This is a genomic window from Pseudomonas sp. 300 (assembly GCF_055803035.1).
In genome coordinates this window covers 2,100,714-2,119,577 of the sequence record NZ_JAVLRV010000002.1, presented here as the reverse complement: position 1 = coordinate 2,119,577, position 18,864 = coordinate 2,100,714, and the positions used below count along the sequence as shown (strand labels likewise).

Below are 18,864 nucleotides of genomic sequence, written 5' to 3'. Positions count from 1 at the left end.
CGTAATCGGACTCTTGGGGGAGGACCATCATGTACCAGCGCAGCAGCACCGCCGGGCTCGTCAGCTTCACGCTCACCGCATTGGCCATGGCGATGGTCAGCGAGCGCCTGAGCGCCGCCGAAACCGCAGCGAACACCGAGCACGTCGAAGTGGTGGGGCAGGCGGCGAGCATCGACCAGGCACTCAAGGAACAACGCAATTCCGACAGCATCAAGAGCGTGGTACATGCCGACGGCGTGGCGCAACTGCCGGACGAAAACGTGGCCGAAGCGGTGCAGCGATTGCCGGGGATCAGCGTCGAGCGAGATCAGGGTGAAGGGCGGTTCGTCAGCGTGCGCGGTCTGGGGCCGGACCTCAACAGCGTGACCATCAACGGTACGCTGGTGCCGTCGCCGGAAAGCGAACGCCGCGCCGTCGCCCTCGACGTGTTGCCTTCGGAGCTGGTGCAGTCACTGTCGGTGATCAAGACCCTGACCCCGGACATGGACGCCAACTCCCTGGGCGGCACCGTCGATGTGAAAAGCCTCTCGGCATTCGATCACCATGGCCTGTTCTACACCGGCAGCAGCGAAGCCAGTTACGACAAGAACTCCCACCAGACCAGCCCGAAGTTTTCCGGCGCCATCAGTGACCGTTTCAGCCTCGGCGACGGCATCGACAACTTCGGTGTCGCCGCCGCACTGAGCTGGCAGAAGCGCGACTTCGGTTCCGACAACGTCGAAACCGGCGGTGCCTGGGATTTCGCGCAGGGCGCCAAACTTGAGGAGTTCGAACAGCGCGATTACGACATCAGCCGCGAACGCGCCGGCGGCGGCCTGAACTTCGATTACAAACCCGATGACCTCAGCAGCTATTACCTGCGCACGCTCTACAGCCGCTACAAGGACAGCGAAACGCGCAACTCTACCAGCCTCGAATTCGCCGATCCGCAGGCCGCGGGTGAGCTGGGTGATGCCGAAGGTTCGCGCAAGCTCAAGCAACGTGAAGAGACCCAGGAAATCCAGTCCTATGTGTTCGGCGGCGAGCGCATGTTCGGTCTCTGGACGCTCAGCGGCCAGGCCGGTTACAGCCGCTCCAGCGAAGACAGCCCCGGCCACATCGCCAGCGCGGCGTTCACCGGTATTGACGATTTCGCCAACACCGGCTTCTACGACAATGACAAACCCCGGCCGATCATCGGCCAGGCCTTCTATGACCCGAACAACTTCAGCCTCGACAAAGTCGACTGGGAAAAACAGAAAACCACCGACACCGAGAAAAACCTGCGCCTGGACCTCGCCCGCGACTACGACTTCAAAGGCTATGCGTCTCAGGTCAAATTCGGCGGCAAGGTCAGCCGGCGCAACAAGGACAACGATCTCGACGCCTGGGTCTATGAAGACTTCGACGATCTGGGGTTCAGTGACGAGCAGCTCAACCTGACGAAATTCAAGAAGGGTAACGTCGACTACCGTCTGGGCCAGTTCGGTCCGGGCATCAGTGGCAGCGCGATCAAGCAGTTGATCGGCGGCCTGAATCAGGCGGACTTCTACGACGAGGCCGAATCGCGGGTCAACGACTTCAAGATCAGCGAAGACATCAACGCCGGCTACCTGATGAACACGATCGATATCGACGACTGGCGCTTCATCGCCGGCCTGCGCTACGAGGGCACCGAGTTCGAAGCCAAGGGCACCGGCGTGACGGATGGCGCGTTCGAGTCCACCGAGACCAAACGCCGTTATCACCATTGGCTGCCGGGGCTGCATGCACGCTATCAACTGGACAAGAACACCCAGGTGCGCGCGGCCTGGACCAAATCCGTGGTGCGCCCGACCTTCGGCCAATTGGCGCCGGGGTTTGTCATCGACGATGACGAGGCCACCTTCGGCAACCCGGACCTCAAACCGCTGGAATCGAGCAACCTCGACCTCGGCATCGAGCACTACATGGGGCGCGCCGGTACCGTTTCGGCGTTCGTGTTCTACAAGGACATCCAGAACTTCGTCTACAACACCGACCTGGCCGGCACCGGTGCGTGGGTCGATTTCACCGAGGCTCACACCTTCGCCAACGGCGACAGCGCCAAACTCTATGGCCTGGAACTGGCGTACTCACAGAAATTCGACTGGCTGCCGGCGCCTTGGAACGGCCTGCTGATTGGCGCCAATACCACCTTCAGTCGTTCCGATGCCGAGATCAAAGGCTTCGACTCCGCCAGTGGCGTCAACCGCAAACGCAGCATCGATTTGCCCAACCAGTCCGACACGGTCGGCAACCTGATGCTCGGCTGGGAAGACGACAAGCTGAGCCTGCGTCTGTCGGCCAACTACAAATCGGATTACCTCTATGAGCTGGCCTCGATCAACGACAAGGCCCACGACCTCCACGTCGATGCCCAGACCTTTATCGACTTCAGCGCCCGTTACTCGCTGACTAAAAACCTGCAGGTCAGCTTCGAGGCGCAGAACCTCACCGACGAGCCGTATTTCGTCTACACCGGCCACCGCTCCTATAACGGCCAGTACGAAGAATACGGCCCGACCTACAAGCTCGGCCTGACCTTCACCCATTTCTAAACCCATGCCCATCGCTTCTGTAGGAGCCGGCTCGCCGGTGATGGCCGTCGCACGATTTCACGACAAGGACTTTCATGAGTATTTCGTTTCCATCCAAGCACCACTGGCTGGCCGTACTGATCAGCCTGGCCGCCGGCCCGGTACTGGCGGCTGCGCCAAGCCTGACCCTGACACCCTGGGCAGCCAATCTGTCGGTCGATGCCGTGGCGTTTCTGCCGGGTACCCGAGGCACCGAACGCCTGGCTGCCAGCGAGCGTGACGGCTTGCTGCAACTCGATGCGCAAGGCCAGGAGCTGGCGCGTTTGAAGGGATCGTTCAGTGGCGTCGACAGTCGCGTCGCCGGCCAACAGATACTGGTCGCCAGCCTCGATAACAGTCGTCAGCAAGCGCTGCTGGTCAGCCTCGATCCGGGCAAACGCATGTGGGGTCAGCCGGTGTATCTGCCGACGCGGGATTACCCGGTCAACGGTCTGTGCCTGTATCGCGACGAAGCCAGCAACCTGTTCCTGTTTCTGGTGGGCGAGGAGGGCAAGGGCGAGCAATGGCTGGTGGGCAACGGCGCGGCGCTGAACCCGCAACCACAACGGGTACGCGGTGTGCCGCTGCCACCTTCGGCCACGGATTGTCAGGTCGATGACGGCGCCAATCAGTTGGTGGTCAACGAGGAAAACGTCGGTTGGTGGGCGTATCCGGCGCATCCAGAAGGGGATGTCACGCGCAGCCCGGTGGCGATGCGCGAACCGTTCGGCGCGATCAAGAAAACCGCAGGCGCCATGGCATTGCTGCCGGGTGGCATCGTTGCGCTGGACCCGAAAGCGGCGCAGCTGCATGTCTATCAACAGCAAGGCGAACGCTGGACGGCTGAGGGCAGTGTGGCGCTGTCAGGTTTGAAGGAGCCGGAAAACCTTGCCCTGCGCCAGACCGATAAAGGCCTGCAAATCCTGCTGCGCGACGATGACGACGGTCGTCTGTATCAGGGCGAACTGAACTGGCAGCCGACGCCGGTGCCCTTGGCGCCAGTGCTGGCGAACGTAAAAGCGCTCAGCCAGAGCGATCCGGTCGGGCGTCAGGGCGATGCGGCAGACGATCCGGCGATCTGGATTCATCCGCAGCAACCCTCTCTGAGTCGCGTACTCGGCACCAACAAAAAGCAGGGATTGCTGGCGTATGACCTGCAAGGCAAGTTGTTGCAGGAGTTGCCGGTCGGGCGCCTGAACAACGTCGACCTGCGGCCGAATTTCAAACTTGGCGCACACACCGTCGACCTCGCTGTCGCCAGCAACCGCGATCGCAACAGCCTCAGCCTGTTCAGCATCGACCGCCAGAGCGGCGAGCTGCGTGAAGCCGGCGAGATCCCCACGCAGCTCAAGGAAATCTACGGCATCTGCCTGTTTCAGCCAGCGAGTGGCGAGCTCTACGCAATCGCCAATGGCAAGGACGGAACGTTCCTGCAATACCGCCTGAGCGCGCCGAACGGCAGTGTGCAAGGTGAGCTGGTGCGCCAGTTCAAGGTCGACAGCCAGCCAGAAGGTTGCGTGGCCGATGACCAGCGCCAGCGACTGTTTCTCGGTGAAGAAGATGTCGGCGTGTGGGCGGTGGATGCCCGCGCCGATCAACCGGCGACATTGACCAGCGTGATCAAGGTCGGGTCGCAACTGCATGCCGATGTTGAAGGTCTGGCGCTGTACCAAAGCGCGGCGCGTGACTATCTGGTGATCTCAAGTCAAGGCAACGACAGTTACCTGGTGCTGGACGCCGAGCCACCGTTCGCCTCGCGTGGCGCCTTTCGCGTCGGTCTGAACGCGGCACTGGGCATCGATGGCGCGTCGGAAACCGATGGCCTGGAAGTCACCTCGGTGAACCTCGGCGGACCCTGGAGCCAAGGCTTGCTGGTGGTGCAGGACGGCCGCAAACGCATGCCCGAGCAGACGCAAAACTTCAAGTTCGTGCCCTGGGCGCAGGTCACTCAAGCCCTGAATCTGCCCTGAACCGCCCTGTCATCAACGTGTCATCCCACTTTCATCCAATAGCTCGGCAGCCGTCGCGCATCGACGGCCCGAGTGCTTCAGATAAGGAGTTTCACCATGCAGGCCACGCTCGAACACATGACAATCTGGGGGCTGATCAGCGACGCCAGTTTGTTGGTCAAGGCGGTCATGCTCACCCTGTTGCTGGCCTCGTTACTCAGTTGGTACCTGATCATCCAGCGCGGCCGCTTGTTACAGCAGCGCGAACGGCAGATGAATGCCTTTGTGCAGCGCTTTCGCGGCGCTTCGGACCTGCTGCCGCTGTATCGGGAAACGGCTCATAACGAGAGCGGCGTGGAGCCGATTTTTCATGCAGGGCTTCACGAGTTCAATCATCTCAACCAGCATCCGGGCAACGCCGCCGACGTGGTGCTCGAAGGGGTGGAGCGCGCGCTCTATGTGGCGATCAGCGAGCAGGAAGTGCAGCTGGAGAAAGGCTTGCAGTTCCTCGCGACGGTCGGCTCGGTCAGCCCTTACATCGGCCTGTTCGGCACGGTGTGGGGGATCATGAATTCCTTCCTCGGCCTGTCCCTGGTGCAGCAAGCCACGCTGTCGACCGTGGCGCCAGGCATCGCCGAGGCGCTGATCGCTACGGCCATCGGCCTGTTTGCGGCGATTCCGGCGGTGATTGCCTATAACCGCTTTTCCTCCCGCAGCCAGACGTTGCTCACTCGCTATTACGCCTTCGGCAATGAGCTGCAAGTGCGCCTGCATCGCACGCTGCACGGCACACCGATGAACCTGGCCGTCGCCGCCTGAGAGGAGCGTGAACATGCTGATCAAACCGCAACGCAAGCACGGACCCAAAGCCGAAATGAACGTGGTGCCGTACATCGACGTGATGTTGGTGCTGCTGGTGATTTTCATGGTCACCGCGCCGATGCTCACCCAAGGCGTGAAGATCGAGCTGCCCAAGGTCGCCAGTGAAGCCCTGGCTTCTGACAGCCGTCAGCAGATTCTCACGCTGTCGGTGAAGGCCGAGGGCGGTTACTACTGGAACCTTGGTGGTGAACTCGACACTCAACACCAGACTGACAGCGCTGTGACCCTCGACGACATGCGCGTGAAGGTGGCGAACATCGTCGCCGAGCGCCACGACACCCAGGTTTACATCCGAGCCGACAAGGATGCCGGTTACGGCAGCGTCGTCGCGGCCATGGCGGCGTTGCAGCAGGGCGGCGTCAGTCATCTCGGGCTGGTGACCGAGGCCCCGCAATGACGGCGATGATCATGCATAGCCCAGCGATGACGTTGCCGCGCAGTGTCCGCAGTGGGTTCTGGCAAAACAGTCTGGCGGCGAGCCTCGCGGTGGCGTTGCATGTCATCGTTCTGGCGCTGCTGGTGCATGGCTGGTCACCGGAACAACCACGCGTCGAATCGCCGGCCGTATTGAAGACCCAACTGGTGATGTTGCCTGCGGCATTGCCGCCCGTGGCACCGGAACCGGCGTTGGTCGAGCCGGCACCGGCCGAACCGGTTGTCGCAGCCCCGGCCAAACCTGCCGTCGACCCACACATCCAGGCACAAAAACTCGAGCAGGCGGCGTTGGCGCGTAAACGGGTCGAAGACAAAAAGCGTGACCTTCAGGCCGAGCAACAACGCCAGCGTCTTGAATCGGAAAAGCGCGCCCGCGGCGCGGAACAACTACGCGTCGCCGAGCAACAGGCACAACAAGCCGAACAAGCACGCCTGAACGCAGACCGCGCCCGTCAGCAAGCGGCACAGGCCGCTGCCAACAGCCGCCAGTATTTGCCGTTGAGCAAGGAAGCGCCGGACTACCCGCAACGGGCGCTGGACAAGAACATCGAAGGCGATTGCACCGTGGAATACACGGTCAACCCACAGGGCAAAGTCGAAAACCTCAGAGTGCTCGACGGTTGCCATCCACTGTTCATGCGTCCGTCTCTGATCGCTGCCAACACCTTTCGTTACCAGCCGAAAGTCGTTGAGGGTCAGGCGGTATCGGTACCGGCGGTGCGCAATACCTTTCATTATCGGATCAAGTGATTCGATCAGTGGCCGTGACGAGGGCGCTCGCCCTCGCCGCAGGGCAGCGATTACTCGACCGGATCGAGTTGATCCAGCGCCCGGTTCACGTTCAGTTCGCCCAGCATGATCACTTGGGCAATGCCCAGCAGGGTATTGCGACTCGGCCCGTGCGTTCGGTCCGCCAGATCCATGGTCATGACATGGGCTGAGGCCAGTGACTCGCAAGCGTGTCCCAACAGGTCTTCGGTGTTGATCTGTGGATCGAGGGTGTACATCGTGCTCGGTGTGCGTGGGGTGGCACGGATGTCGGCGTGGGAGGGGATGCGTTCCGAGGTTTCGTCGGGTTTTTCCGGGCTGAGATTTTCGGAGGGGGATGTCGGATCGGTTTCCGGCGGGTTGGGTGTTGGCTTAGGCATAGATGGATCTCCAGTACTTTCTGAATGGAGCCATCACTCTCGCTACCAAACGAGGGGTGGTGGCCATGCACAGGTTGGTAGACCGGAGTACTGGAACCGGCGCCTTCGAAAAGGCCCTGCGCACGACCACCATAAAAGCCACGACCTTGAAAGGGCGTCAGCATAATGGAGCGTTGTACGCAGTACTCCGGGCTACCAAACCCGATCACTGTTTTTCAGCGACCGACCAACGATAGAACCCGGGCCCAAGGCGCACAAGCCGGCGGATTCTGGCGTACCCGTAGGCAATGACGCAAGGCGCTGTAGCTTTCGCGAAGTTACCGGCGAGGCTTTTAAACACAGGCGTGTTTAACAGATCGAATCGATATCCAGCGTGTACGGCGCGCCGATAGTGCGCCCATAGATTGAACTCATCAGCGCGTCCCCCTCAGGGTCCTCCGGCGCCATGGCGAACGGGTCTTTAACCTTGTTCTCAGGATGAGCCAGCCAGCGCGCCACGTTAGCCTTCAGTTGCTCAGGCTGTTCCAGCAGCGACCCGTAAAGCGCGTGTGCGGTCACCCTCTCTTCACGCACGCGTTTCAAGCGATCGACTGTGATTGCAATCCTGTTTTTTTCCAGGCCGAGTGCTCGGATGTTGTCCTCCTGGGTGCGCACGTAAGCCTCCGAACGCGCCGTTAAACTACGTTCTATTTCACGCAACTGTGTGGTGATTCGTGCCAGCGAATTCGCGACCCGATCAAACTCAAGATCCGTCACCCGCGAACGCTTTTTCTCGTGCGCTTGCTGCCACCGCAACAGAACCGCCCAACACGCCGGAACATATCCGCCGGCCATTAAATGATTTCCGGCCTGGAAGATCTGCGCCAGTAATGGCGGCCGATGGGGCAACCCGTTTTTCTGCTGAATCGCCAAGCTGCAAGCCGCATGTTGGGTGATGGTGTCGCAGCCGGGTTCCCACAGGATCGCGGACATTATCCCACGCTCAAATTCCACAGGCATGAAATGCCGTAACGAACCATGGTGATCGTACGGCTCGCCCGTCCAGTTCGTGATGCCCGCAAAAAACACCGACAACCCGAGCGGCACGTTGACAAACGTCAACGCCAACCCCGTTCCAAAAACATCGGCCTTGGTGTCCATCCAAGTCCCCGGCACGCTCGGCACCGGGTCGTTGTGGTTGACGATGCGGTGATGCACCAGGCCCTTCGCGCCGGCGACGAAATTGGCATCGCCTGCGCGGGGTGCGCCGTAGGTGTAGAGCTGGAGGGTGTAGTCGAAGCCCGGGCGACGACGCAGCATTTCCGAGAGGATCAATGCCACCGCACCACCGAGGCTGTGGCCGCAAATCATGAGCTTCTGTCCGGCGTAAAATTTCTCGAGATAGTTAACGACGAACTCGTAGGCAGTTTGCGCGGATTCATAGAAACCTCGATGCACTTTGCTGTCTGTGTCTTCAAACGGCACTTGGAATGCATCTGCATCGCGTAGTCCATCCGCTATAAGTTCATAAGTGCCACGTACCGCGATCAGTATCAGTTCATCGCTGTGAGTGATGAACGCTTGGGTATCAGTCGCGTCACTACCAAGCGTCCTGTCATCGAGAAAGTGAATTTTTGCAGGATGTTCCTGATCGCCTTCTTGCGTGAGTTTGTTGACGTCATAGAGGCCTGGATCGAAAGGCACGATTTCCAGGCGTTTGGAGTAAGGCACGTCCTCATACAGTGGGTAGAAGGCTTGTTTTTGCGCGGCATCGACACGCCACAACTCTTCAGACTTGGCCAGCGCATCGCCGAACCAATTTCCCACGCTGGGTTGTATAGGGAAGGTCACGGTTGTCGTTTTTACCGGATGACCGTCAGGCTGCTGCCCGAACGGGCAATAACTCAGCGTAGCCATCAGCGCGAGCTGGTAGAGATTCAGCGCACAAAACTCCGGGTCGGTCGACAGCATTGGGCGTAACGCTCGCAGAGGCCGCACTTCAAGAACCGTGTGTTTAAGGGGCATCAGCGCAACACCGAGCCTCCCATGTTCACCCATGGTTCTCGCTCGGTTCGGGCTATGGGGATAATGACGATAGACCTCGGGCGGCAGGTGTGAAACATGCTTTACCAAGTGACGTACTTCTACTTGAAGGAACTCATCCGCGCAGGCTTGTGCCGGATTATTCCGGGTGCGGGTTGAGTTTTGATTCAGATAGCGGGTTTGTTCGGCTCGGACTTGGAGTTCAGTGATTTTGAGCGGGTAGTGCGGCCTCGTTACCGCATCTTTGTAAGGGGGGGTGGCTCCTTGGTATTTCTGGTCAACGATCAGCACAATGGGACCAGCAAAGTGATTGCTGACCTTACCCATCCCAGTAACATCCAAGTACCCGTGGTATTTCTCGCCTTCCGAGTCGGTCGCTGTATAGGCCAATCCGGCGTATGGTTCGCCAGAGCCAATTTCGTCGACTAGTTGGAAGCTGGTCCATCTACCTTGTACGGGGCACGTCAGCACCGTGCTGCTCAACGGTGATATCAATTCTTGTTCCAATGAATTCATGTCCAAATTTCCTTATTCGGTGCAACCGGGGTAGATGGTGCAGATGCGGCCATCCGGCCATGTGAAGGTGCTGAAGTCTTTGTAATTGCCGTTGCAATAAGCACGTTGATCTTCAAAACCATTCCCCATGCAACGCTTCCATCCGCCGGGTACTTCGACCCATGTGTCACCCCAACCAGGTCGTTCCTCCGCGGCCAACGTAATCTTCATTTTTACGGTTTTGCCCTGCAACTGATCGAGGCTGTACCCCGAAACCGGGTGGCCACGTTGCGGCTCGCCTCGGGCGTTCGCTGTTTTGCAGTCAAGGATTTTGACTATGCGTCGCTGCGCACCTGAAGTGCGAAACAGCCACTGACAATGGCCATAGAAAGTGCTTTCGCCGGCGTCACTGAACGTGCCTTTGTACTCTTCCTCCAGATCATCGCGGACGATGACCATTGCACTATCCCCACCGAAATCCCCCCGATGTGTCCAATACGAAGCGTTGATATCCAGCTTGATGCGCCTGATCACCAGCGGACAGCCACTGACTGTCCGATAGATGGCGATTTCAGAATTCGGCGTGTAACTTTCACGCCACTTCATGTTGTACCCGACGGCCGTATTCCTTCCCCCCGGTACGGAGCAGGTTTCACCTTTGGCGGGCACATACTCGGCGATCGCCTTGTAGGCAAATTCGGGCGGTAAATCGGCGGTGAAGGTGAACGTATTCGGCGGGGTCTTTGCACAGCTGGTGATTAATGTGATGCAGCAACTCAAAGTAGAAATTTTCAACAGCAACTTCTTCTGCGAAGAAAAGAATGGCATGTAATTAATGTCCTTATTCCGAGCAGCCGGGGTAAATAGTACAGACGCGTCCATCCACCATTTTGAAGGTGCTGAAATCTTTGTAATTACCGAAGCAAAACGCGTATTGGTCTTCAAAGTTGTCGCCCATGCAGCGTTTCCACCCGTCAGGTACCTTGACCCAGGTGCCCGCAATGGCCGGTCGCTCTACGTCGGCCAACATGATCTTCATTTTCACGGTCTTGCCCGGAAGTTGATCGAGGGTGTAAGCCGAAAATGGACGGCCACGTTTAAGCTCTCCCTGTTCATCAGTTGCTTTACAGTCGAGGATTTTAACGATGCGTCGCTGAGCTCCCGCTGTGCGAAACAGCCACTGGCACTGACCGTAAAAGACACTTTCACCCGCTTCACTAAAAGTGCCTTTCGATTGCTCCTTCAATTCCTGGCGAATGACGACCATGGCGCTTTCCCTGCCGAAGTCGCCTCGATCTTTTCCATACGCCGAGTTGATCTCCAGTTCGATACGCCTAACGACCAACGGGCAGCCCTTGCGCGTTATATGAATCTCTATTTCGGAATCTGGTTTGTATTCTTTCCGCCATTGGTCATTGAAAACCGGCGCCAAGTTGTCCTTTGTTTTAACAGTGCAGGTTTCACCTTCGGCGGGTGTGTAGTAAACCGCTGCGACGTAAGCAAAATCGGGTGGTAAGTCGGCGGTGAAGGTGAATGTGTTCTGCTGCCCGGTAGAGCAACCCGCGACCAACGCCATACAACAAACCACCCCTGCAATACTCGATATCCGCTTCATATCGGCACATCCCCTCGCCAAAACCCCACCCAGTGCTGCACCCGTTCAAAGTGCTCCGTCGGGCTCTCATTCCCCCGCACCTCCCACTCCGGCGGCAACGTAAACCCCGGCGCCTGCAGGCTCTGAATCAGCAGAAATTGCAACTGCTCCGGCGCTACCCACCCCCACGCATCCGCAAGGGCCAAACGCTCACGCAACCACGTATCAGGTTCATGCTCTTCGGCGACATTGGCGTAAGCCTCAACATGCTCGGCCAACAAGTAGCGATGGGCGTTGAGCCGGCGAATTTCCGAGGCCTGCGGTTGGGGCTGGGGGATGCGCAACCAGTGTGGGTTGTCGGGTACGGGATACGTGCCGGGGGCGGGGTTGTGAGTTGTGTTCCACGTTGCGCCGTCCCAGTAGCAGAGGCTGATCGCCGGCCCAAGAAAGGCCGGATATTCTTCGGCTGGCAGATGTTTTAGCGCTCGGCTCAGCACTCGATTGTCGTGAAAGCGGTACAGCGCCTGATAGGGACGCGTCCCGACAATCAATCGTTCTTGCCAGTGATTGGCCAACCCACGCAGGGCACCTTTTTCCACGCTCGCGAGCCAGCCCCAGTTGCGCTCGGGATGATCCAGCAGGGCGTCGAGGCGTCTGTCGCCGGGCTGTTCCAGGGTGAACATAAACGGACCGGCATCGGCCAGGTTCGCGAGGGTTGTTGCGTTGTAGACGCTCAGGTATTGGTCATGTCCGCTGGACTTCAACAATAGCTGACGGGTTTCGCGCTCGTTCTGCGAGTCCAGCACCAGACACACTTCGTGGCCCGAGCGGTGCTGTTCGTTCATCCATTGACGGGGGAGTGTGTTGATCATGCGGCGGCTCCTTCCGTTGGGCAGACGCCATCCCGGCAGGCTTCGCAGATCGGGCAGAAATCCGCCGCCAACGCGTTGCTTGCCGCCATCAGTGCGGGCTGGGACGAGGCGAGCATGGGCGGCAGTTCTGGTGGCACGGATAAACCATCAATTGACCGAGGCATTGCGATCGAGGCGGCCGGTATGCGCAGGGGAGCACCACCCACCTGGAGTTCGCTGCTGCCGAAAATTCCGCCGCCGCCGACCTGTAAATGTTCACCACCGGCTTCGATCGTGATCTTAGTCCCGGCCTTCAGAATGATCAGATCGGCTTCAATGACAACCGCCCGGCCAGCGCCAAATGCCAGGGTTTGATCAACATGGGTATGGCTGTTGCCGGCAACCTGCAGGTAATCGTTGGCCTTGATCTGTGTCTGCCGATCACCGCGGGTGGTGCGGTGTTCCGTGGCTTGCAGCACGGTAACGCTGTCGCCCTTGACGGTGGTGTGCTGCTCGTTGCCGACCTCCAGACGGCTGTCGTTTTCTATTCGCTGTTCCATGTCCCGCTGGGCGCGCAGGTAAATCAGTTCCCGGCCGGCGCGGTCTTCTACGTGCAGTTCGCTGAACCCCGTGCTGTCGGGCGAGCTGCGGGAACGGAAGACGCTGCGGGTTTTGTTGGCGGGTAATTCGTAGGGCAGCGGATTGGCGCTGTTGGTGAGGCACCCGATGATTTCGGGATGATCAGGGTCGCCGTCCTGAAAGCTGACCTGGACCTCCATGCCGACTCTCGGCAAGGCGACGCCGCCAAAGGCGTTGCCGGCCAGGAGGGAGGAGACTCGCAGCCAGCAGCTGCTTTTATCGTCGTTGCGACCTTCTCGGTCCCAGAAGAACTGCACCTTGACCCGACCGTACTCGTCACAGTGGATGTCCTCGCCTGTCGGGCCGGTGACCACGGCGCTTTGAACGCCGGCAATGCGCGGTTTGTGGTGGGTTAGCGGCGAGCGGTAGATTGCGTCCCAGGGCGTGGCGAGGAACTGGTTGCGATAACCCTGAAAGCCGTTTTCAACGCCGGTGCCCGTGTAGCCCGCGTACTGTTGCAGGACTTGCGGCTGCGCCCCTTCATGCTCGATTTCAGTCAGTAGCCACAGGTCGTTCCATTCGTCATCCGGGTGTTCAGTCAGTGGCAGGAAGTGCCCGGAGAGCAGCACCGGTTGATCGCTTTTACCCCGCGCCACACGGCCCTCGGCGCCGTGACGCTCCTGCGCGCGTTGACTCAACAACTTGCCGCGATCGCGCTGGATGAAACGACCGGGGTAGTGGTAATCCTCAAGATCCGGCTGAGCTCGGGAAGTATCAGGCCTGCTCTCGGCCTCCAGTAAAATCCGTGCTTTTTTGAAATCGTAATCGCGGCGTGTGGTGCGGCTGGTGCCTGCTTGCACCTGCACGTCAAAGTGATTGATCACCGGCGTTTCGGCGACCATGCCGTTGTCGTGTTTATAGCGGGTCGGACGGTCGAGCCGGGGAAACACGGTCTGGTCGTCGCCGAACACCATGACGTGTTTTTCGCGGCTGTGCCGGAAGTGGTAGTGCAGACCTTCCTCCTGGCAGAGGCGTTCTATGAACGCTTTGTCTGACTCCTGATACTGAACGCAGTACTCGCGATCCGGATACACGCCGCCCAGGTGAAACTGGTGGAAATCACGGTGGATGCCATGGGGTTCCAGCACCTGCGCAATGATTTGCGGGACGGTCATTTGCTGGAAAATGCGGCAATTGATGCGGTGGTCCAGGTACGCCAGGCGAGGCACCAGCGTCACGCTGTAGCGGGTCAGTCCATTACCGAGACTGCCTTTGCTCACACCATGTATTTGCCCGTGAATGCCATCGCCAGCGTTATTGAAGGCGAGGAAGGCCAGTGTGTTCAGCAGGTCGTTCTGATTCAGGTCGCGCCTGTCGCTGACCAGTTCGATCTCAAAGGTGTATGGCTGGCTGATGAGTTCCTTGCCGGTGAACCCGAGCACCTGAAGGTCATGTTGAACGTCATCGATCGTGAGGCTGAAGCGGGCGTGAGGGTTTGCATTAACCATCCAGGTTTCCTTTTCCTGTGACGAGGCACAGGCTCCGGGACGTTGATGCAGCACGCGTAAATGACCTTCCTTGGCCAGATCACAACAGAACGCCCCGTAGCCGGGTTTTGTATGAGGCTACCAAGGGTGCTTGGGAATTGATGTCAGACGGTTCCCAAAGTGACGCTACCTATTTGGCTGGCTTGCCAGCGAAGAAGAATTTGAGAGGGTCATCGCCAACAATCCTGGCTCCTGCAGGGTGGGTGTGATCCATTCGTGCGGGCGGGTCTTATATTTCTAAAAGATATAAATAGATAATTATTTATTCCTTTTAATGTCGTTCCGGGAGGTGCACTTTGAGTGCCTGCACATCCGCTCGGATGCGTTCGATATCACACAGGAAGCTGCATCATGACCATCAAAGCGATCAACGTTCGCAACCAGTTCAAGGGCGTCATCAAGGAAATCGTCGAAGGCGAAGTGGTCTCGGAAATCGATGTGCAAACCGCTTCAGGGATTGTCACCTCGGTGATCACCACCCGTTCGGTGCGCGATCTTGAATTGAGGGTGGGCAGCGAAGTCATCGCCTTCGTCAAATCGACCGAGGTCTCGATTGCAAAGCTCTGAATCGACTTTCAAGAAAACGACAAGCCCTGGCTCGCGCGAATCAGGTCATAGGCCTTGCGCGCGATCAGGTTGGCGGTGTCAGGCCGGATCCAACGGTACCCGGTGAGGTCCGGGAGTTTCCAGCAAGCCCAGCCTTTTCAGGTCGGGCTTTTTCATGCCTTCAGGTTCACTGATCCTTTTCGCAATTGACCATCCACGACACGCCAAACCGGTCGACCAGCATCCCGAAGCGCGCGGCCCAGAAGGTCGCTTCCAGCGGCATTGGCACGCTGCCGTCTTGCGCCAGTGCGCTGAAGACTCGTTCCGCCTCGGCAATGCTGTCGACGTTCAGCGACACCGAGCAACCGGCCATGTCATCCGTGGGGCGGTCAGGTGTGGTATCCGAGCCCATGATTGCCTGGTCGCCCACCGACAGACGGGTATGGATGATCAAGTTGTGCAGGTCTGCAGGAAAGTGCTCACGCGCCGGGCTTTCACCGAAGGTCATCATGACGTCGAGCTGGCCTTGCAGGGCTTGGGCATAGAAGGTGAAGGCGGCTTTGCAGTCGCCGTTGAAGATCAGGTAGGGATTGATTTTCATGTTTTACTCCCGATGACAAAGGAGGCAGAGGAAGGCGCGTTTCACCTCCGGCTCTGCGGCAGTTGGACTCCATAGCAAAGCGTTAGAGGCGGGAATTGGCAACATTGGTTTAGATGTTTTTCCTATTGCGGCGGCGCGGCTTATGGCTTCCCGCAATGGCGCATCAGGCGGCTACGCGAGTCACCGACGGGCGCAGTAAACGCTCAATGGCCCCACCGACGAGATTTTCCAGCAGCTCGTCACGCTCGTGCTCATCCAACGCATGTTGCGCCAGCCAGCCGGGTGCGCTGTTGAGCAGGTTGGCGATAGCATGCCCGGCGGCATGTTGCCCCTGTTCGCTGAGACGGGATTTTGTTCCGAGCATCAGCAGCAATTTGCGTTCGTACTGCTCGCGCAACTGCCGAACGCGTGCTTGCTGCTCGTCATTCAAGCAGCCGCTGTCGCGCTCGACCAGGCGAAAGTGCCAGGGCATTTCCTGATGCAGGTTCAGGTGCGCGCGGATCAGGCTGTTTAACCTGTCGCGTTTTGCCGAAGCCTTTTGCTCGATGCGCCCCAGGGTTGCCAACAGCTCTTCGTAGAACTCCTCGATCAGGTCGAGCAGCAAGTGCTGTTTGCTGGGGTAATGGTGATACAACGAGCCCGGGGCGAGCCCCAGGCACGTCGCGAGCTCACGCATGCCGACCTGACCGAAACCCTTGCTGGCAAACAGCTCCAGCACTTTGTCGCGGTACTCGGCGAAACGTGAGCAACGCTCAGGCATAGGCATGGAAGCCACGCCCCGTTTTGCGTCCCAGGTAGCCGGCGGCGACCATTTCCTTGAGCAGTGGCGCCGGGCGGTATTTGCTGTCGTTGAAACCGTCGTAGAAGGCTTCAAGAATCGCCAGCACGGTGTCCAGGCCGATCAAATCCGCCAGCGCCAGCGGGCCGATGGGCTGGTTGCAACCCAGGCGCATGCCGGCGTCGATGTCTTCGGCGCTGGCCAGGCCTTCCTGAAACACCAGGATCGCTTCGTTGATCATCGGCACCAGAATCCGGTTGACCACAAAGCCTGGACGGTTACCGGCGGTGATCGCGGTTTTGCCCAGGGTGGTGGCCATGTCCAGCGCCAGCGCGTGGGTCGCGTCGCTGGTTTGCAGGCCACGGATCACTTCGATCAGGCCCATCACAGGCACCGGGTTGAAGAAATGCAGGCCGATGAATCGCTCAGGCTGGCTGACGCTGGCGGCAAGTTGGGTAATCGACAGCGACGACGTATTGGAGGCAATCACGCATTCAGTGCTGACCTGCGCGGCGATCTGTTGCAGCACGCGCAGTTTCAGGTCGAGGTTTTCGGTGGCGGCTTCGATCACCAGTTGCACGTTGTGCAGGCTGCTGTAATCGGTGCTGGTGCGGATCCTGTCGAGGGCGGCGAACTTTTCGACTTCCGTCAGCGTGTCCTTGGCAACTTGCCGATCGAGGTTCTTTCCAACGGTCGCAACAGCTTTTTGCAGCGCGCTTTCGGAGATATCGATCAAGGTCACGTTGAAGCCGGCCTGGGCGCAGACTTGTGCAATACCGTTGCCCATGGTGCCTGCGCCGATCACGCCAATGTTTTGCAGATTCATATACCCGTCCTTCCGATCAAACCCTGCGATACCTTGGCCGTCGTAGCGGTCGAAGGCGTACTATTGGCCGCGAGTCTAGAACCGGCGGGGCGGTTGTCCTATGCCGAAACTGTTCAACGGTGCTGGTGTTTTTTGCCATTCGGGTGATGGGGAGCGAAGCGTTCAGATGCGGGAAAAGGACTCGGTGGCCGCCTATTTCGTACAGGCGATGATCCATGGGCTGGGGGACAGTTCGCAGCGGCGCAGGGCGGCGCTGGAACAGGCCGGTATCGACCCCGCGTTGATCGAGCAACCGGTGGCGCGGGTGCCGGCCAGTGCGTTCGCTGCGTTATGGCTGATCCAGATCCGCGAACTGGACGATGAGTTCTTCGGGCTCGACTCGCACGGCATGCCCCCGGGCAGCTTCGCCCTGATCTGCCGCGCATTGATTCAGGAGCCCGACCTGCACAAAGCCATGCGTCAGTGCCTGAGCAACTTCTCCCTGTTCCTGCGCGACTTTCGCGGCACGCTGACGGTGCGCGGCAAGCGTGCGGTCATCAGCCTGGAGACTCACGCGCAAAACGACGACGTCGCACGCTTGGGCGAAGAGACTTTTCTGGTGCTGATGATCAGCCTGCTGTGCTGGCTGGGCGGGCGGCGCATCCCCATCGACCGCGCGGACTTCCGCCATGAGCGCGTGTCCCTCAGCGATGACCGTTTGCTCTGGGGTCCCAATCTGACCTTCGGTGCCGAACGCACCGAGATCGAGTTCGCGAGCCACTACCTGCGCCTGCCCGTCGTTCAGGACCTGGCCTCGCTGAAAGTGTTTTTACGCACCGCGCCGCAATGGCTGGTGATCCGCTTTCGCAACCAGCATGGGCTCGCGTCACAAGTTCACCAGCGCCTGCGCAACAGCCATTACAGCCAATGGCCGACCTTGCAGGCCTTCGCCCTGGAGCAACATCTGAGCCCCAGCACTTTTCGCCGCAAACTGGAGCGGGAAGGGTGTTCGTATCAGGAGATCAAGGACGAAGTGCGACGCGGGGTTGCGTTTGAACAATTGCGGCTGAGCAACGCGAGCATTGGCGATATTGCCGAACAGTTGGGGTTTCAGGAGCCAAGTGCGTTTCACCGGGCGTTCAAGAAGTGGACGGGGGAGAGTCCGGGACGGTATCGGGCGCGGTTTTTGGAGTAGATGGCGTGGGAGTCAGATTGAGTTTTTATCTGATTGTTCTCGGTTGTTTGTACGAATTTTCCGTGCTTTTTAACCTGAAATCTCTTGTCACGACAGCACAGGAACAGCGGATGACATGAGCCGTCGATGTGAGTTATTAATTTGCTCTCGGTCGAACTTTTCAATGGATTGGAAATGGCATGGATGGCTTGGTCAAGGAGGTAATTCCGTTACTTCAGTATTTGCTTCCGGGGTTTTTGGCTGCCTGGATTTTCTACACGCTCACGGCATTCAAGCGCCCGGATACCTTTGGACAGATAGTCCAGGCACTGATTTTCACGTTTGTGATTCAGTCGCTGGTTGTCGGTTTAGGATCGTTGCTGCTTTTAGCGGGGGAGCACTTTTTTTCAGTCGGCGCGTGGGACAAGAAGTCGGAAGCTTTATGGTCAGCCGTGATTGCGGTGGTGATGGGATTTCTTTCGTGTCACGTCGCGAACAGCGACAAGCTTCATGCGTTACTCAGGAAGCTGAAAGTCACCACTCAAAATTCGTTTCCGTGCGAGTGGTACAGTGCTTTTTTATCGAGGCAGGGATTCGTGATATTGCATTTGATCGGAGGGAAGCGCTTGTTTGGCTGGCCAAGCGAATGGCCATCGGAGCCTTCAAACGGGCAGTTTGTTCTCGAGTTTCCTCGCTGGATTGATAACCACGGCAATCCGTTGCCTGTCAGGGCCAAGGTTATTGTTATTGATGCTTCAAAAGTACAGTGGGTCGAATTTGCAACAACAATAGGGGGGATCAAATGAGCAAAATGCCGAACGTAATGCCGCCTGAGCTAAGGCGGTTAATGGAGGACTGGGATAATGGTGGTCCTCCCCCCCC

17 protein-coding genes and 1 pseudogene are annotated in these 18,864 nt (G+C 58.8%); 8 read left to right on the top strand and 10 right to left on the bottom strand.

Features of this window, described 5'->3' with window-relative positions; translation table 11 throughout:
* Nucleotides 1-29 precede the first annotated feature (29 nt).
* The 5 genes from Q7W83_RS16125 to Q7W83_RS16105 all read left to right on the top strand — a co-directional run bounded on the left by Q7W83_RS16125 (nt 30) and on the right by Q7W83_RS16105 (nt 6,592).
* Entirely contained in the window at nt 30-2,558 is a 2,529-nt protein-coding gene (locus Q7W83_RS16125; protein ID WP_150632344.1) for a TonB-dependent receptor, read from the top strand.
* A 74-nt stretch (nt 2,559-2,632) separates the two neighbouring features.
* Nucleotides 2,633-4,546, top strand: coding sequence for a phytase (locus Q7W83_RS16120; protein WP_473656344.1), 1,914 nt, complete (start codon nt 2,633-2,635; stop codon nt 4,544-4,546).
* Nucleotides 4,547-4,642: 96 nt separating this feature from the next.
* Nucleotides 4,643-5,344 carry a protein TolQ gene (tolQ, locus tag Q7W83_RS16115; RefSeq protein ID WP_473656343.1) on the top strand — a complete coding sequence of 234 codons (702 nt, stop codon included), beginning with the start codon at nt 4,643-4,645 and terminating at the stop codon, nt 5,342-5,344.
* A gap of 13 nt (nt 5,345-5,357) precedes the next feature.
* Nucleotides 5,358-5,804, top strand: coding sequence for a protein TolR (gene tolR / locus Q7W83_RS16110; RefSeq protein WP_150632347.1), 447 nt, complete (start codon nt 5,358-5,360; stop codon nt 5,802-5,804).
* Nucleotides 5,801-6,592, top strand: coding sequence for an energy transducer TonB (locus Q7W83_RS16105; protein WP_473656342.1), 792 nt, complete (start codon nt 5,801-5,803; stop codon nt 6,590-6,592). Before tolR ends, Q7W83_RS16105 begins: the two co-directional genes overlap by 4 nt.
* Before the next feature lie 50 nt (nt 6,593-6,642).
* On the opposite strand, the gene Q7W83_RS16100 is transcribed toward Q7W83_RS16105, so the two are convergent.
* From Q7W83_RS16100 to Q7W83_RS16075, 6 genes are all read right to left on the bottom strand, one after another.
* Entirely contained in the window at nt 6,643-6,990 is a 348-nt protein-coding gene (locus Q7W83_RS16100; protein WP_473656341.1) for a DUF6124 family protein, read from the bottom strand.
* 348 nt (nt 6,991-7,338) lie between these two features.
* A complete protein-coding gene (locus Q7W83_RS16095; RefSeq protein ID WP_473656340.1) occupies nt 7,339-9,528 on the bottom strand; it encodes a lipase family protein in 2,190 nt (729 codons plus the stop codon).
* A 12-nt stretch (nt 9,529-9,540) separates the two neighbouring features.
* Nucleotides 9,541-10,335: a hypothetical protein gene (locus tag Q7W83_RS16090; protein ID WP_150637190.1), complete on the bottom strand. Its 795-nt coding sequence runs from the start codon at nt 10,333-10,335 to the stop codon at nt 9,541-9,543.
* Nucleotides 10,336-10,348: 13 nt separating this feature from the next.
* The gene (locus Q7W83_RS16085) at nt 10,349-11,122 is read right to left on the bottom strand and encodes a hypothetical protein (protein ID WP_473656339.1); all 774 of its coding nucleotides are present in this window, start codon (nt 11,120-11,122) and stop codon (nt 10,349-10,351) included.
* Nucleotides 11,119-11,973, bottom strand: coding sequence for a DUF4123 domain-containing protein (locus Q7W83_RS16080; protein WP_473656338.1), 855 nt, complete (start codon nt 11,971-11,973; stop codon nt 11,119-11,121). Before Q7W83_RS16080 ends, Q7W83_RS16085 begins: the two co-directional genes overlap by 4 nt.
* The gene (locus Q7W83_RS16075) at nt 11,970-14,039 is read right to left on the bottom strand and encodes a type VI secretion system Vgr family protein (protein ID WP_473656337.1); all 2,070 of its coding nucleotides are present in this window, start codon (nt 14,037-14,039) and stop codon (nt 11,970-11,972) included. The genes Q7W83_RS16080 and Q7W83_RS16075 overlap by 4 nt, the downstream gene beginning before the upstream one ends.
* 390 nt (nt 14,040-14,429) lie before the next feature.
* Between Q7W83_RS16075 and Q7W83_RS16070 the strand changes: the two genes are divergently transcribed.
* On the top strand, nt 14,430-14,645 hold the full coding sequence (locus tag Q7W83_RS16070; RefSeq protein WP_008032823.1) for a TOBE domain-containing protein: 216 nt from the start codon (nt 14,430-14,432) through the stop codon (nt 14,643-14,645).
* An 8-nt stretch (nt 14,646-14,653) separates the two neighbouring features.
* Here Q7W83_RS16070 and Q7W83_RS16065 read toward each other — a convergent pair.
* The 4 genes and pseudogenes from Q7W83_RS16065 to Q7W83_RS16050 form a co-directional block, all read right to left on the bottom strand.
* A pseudogene (locus tag Q7W83_RS16065) lies at nt 14,654-14,764 on the bottom strand (LysR substrate-binding domain-containing protein); the annotation flags it as partial.
* A 47-nt stretch (nt 14,765-14,811) separates the two neighbouring features.
* Complete coding sequence (locus Q7W83_RS16060) at nt 14,812-15,225, bottom strand: VOC family protein (RefSeq protein WP_150634195.1); 414 nt, start codon at nt 15,223-15,225, stop codon at nt 14,812-14,814.
* A gap of 163 nt (nt 15,226-15,388) precedes the next feature.
* Nucleotides 15,389-15,991 carry a TetR/AcrR family transcriptional regulator gene (locus Q7W83_RS16055; protein ID WP_150634194.1) on the bottom strand — a complete coding sequence of 201 codons (603 nt, stop codon included), beginning with the start codon at nt 15,989-15,991 and terminating at the stop codon, nt 15,389-15,391.
* Complete coding sequence (locus Q7W83_RS16050) at nt 15,978-16,829, bottom strand: 3-hydroxybutyryl-CoA dehydrogenase (RefSeq protein ID WP_150634193.1); 852 nt, start codon at nt 16,827-16,829, stop codon at nt 15,978-15,980. Before Q7W83_RS16050 ends, Q7W83_RS16055 begins: the two co-directional genes overlap by 14 nt.
* Before the next feature lie 166 nt (nt 16,830-16,995).
* On the opposite strand from Q7W83_RS16050, the gene Q7W83_RS16045 reads away from it, so the two are divergent.
* The gene (locus Q7W83_RS16045) at nt 16,996-18,003 is read left to right on the top strand and encodes an AraC family transcriptional regulator (RefSeq protein WP_150637184.1); all 1,008 of its coding nucleotides are present in this window, start codon (nt 16,996-16,998) and stop codon (nt 18,001-18,003) included.
* A 179-nt stretch (nt 18,004-18,182) separates the two neighbouring features.
* Nucleotides 18,183-18,788: a DUF6338 family protein gene (locus Q7W83_RS16040; protein ID WP_473656336.1), complete on the top strand. Its 606-nt coding sequence runs from the start codon at nt 18,183-18,185 to the stop codon at nt 18,786-18,788.
* Nucleotides 18,789-18,864 lie beyond the last annotated feature (76 nt).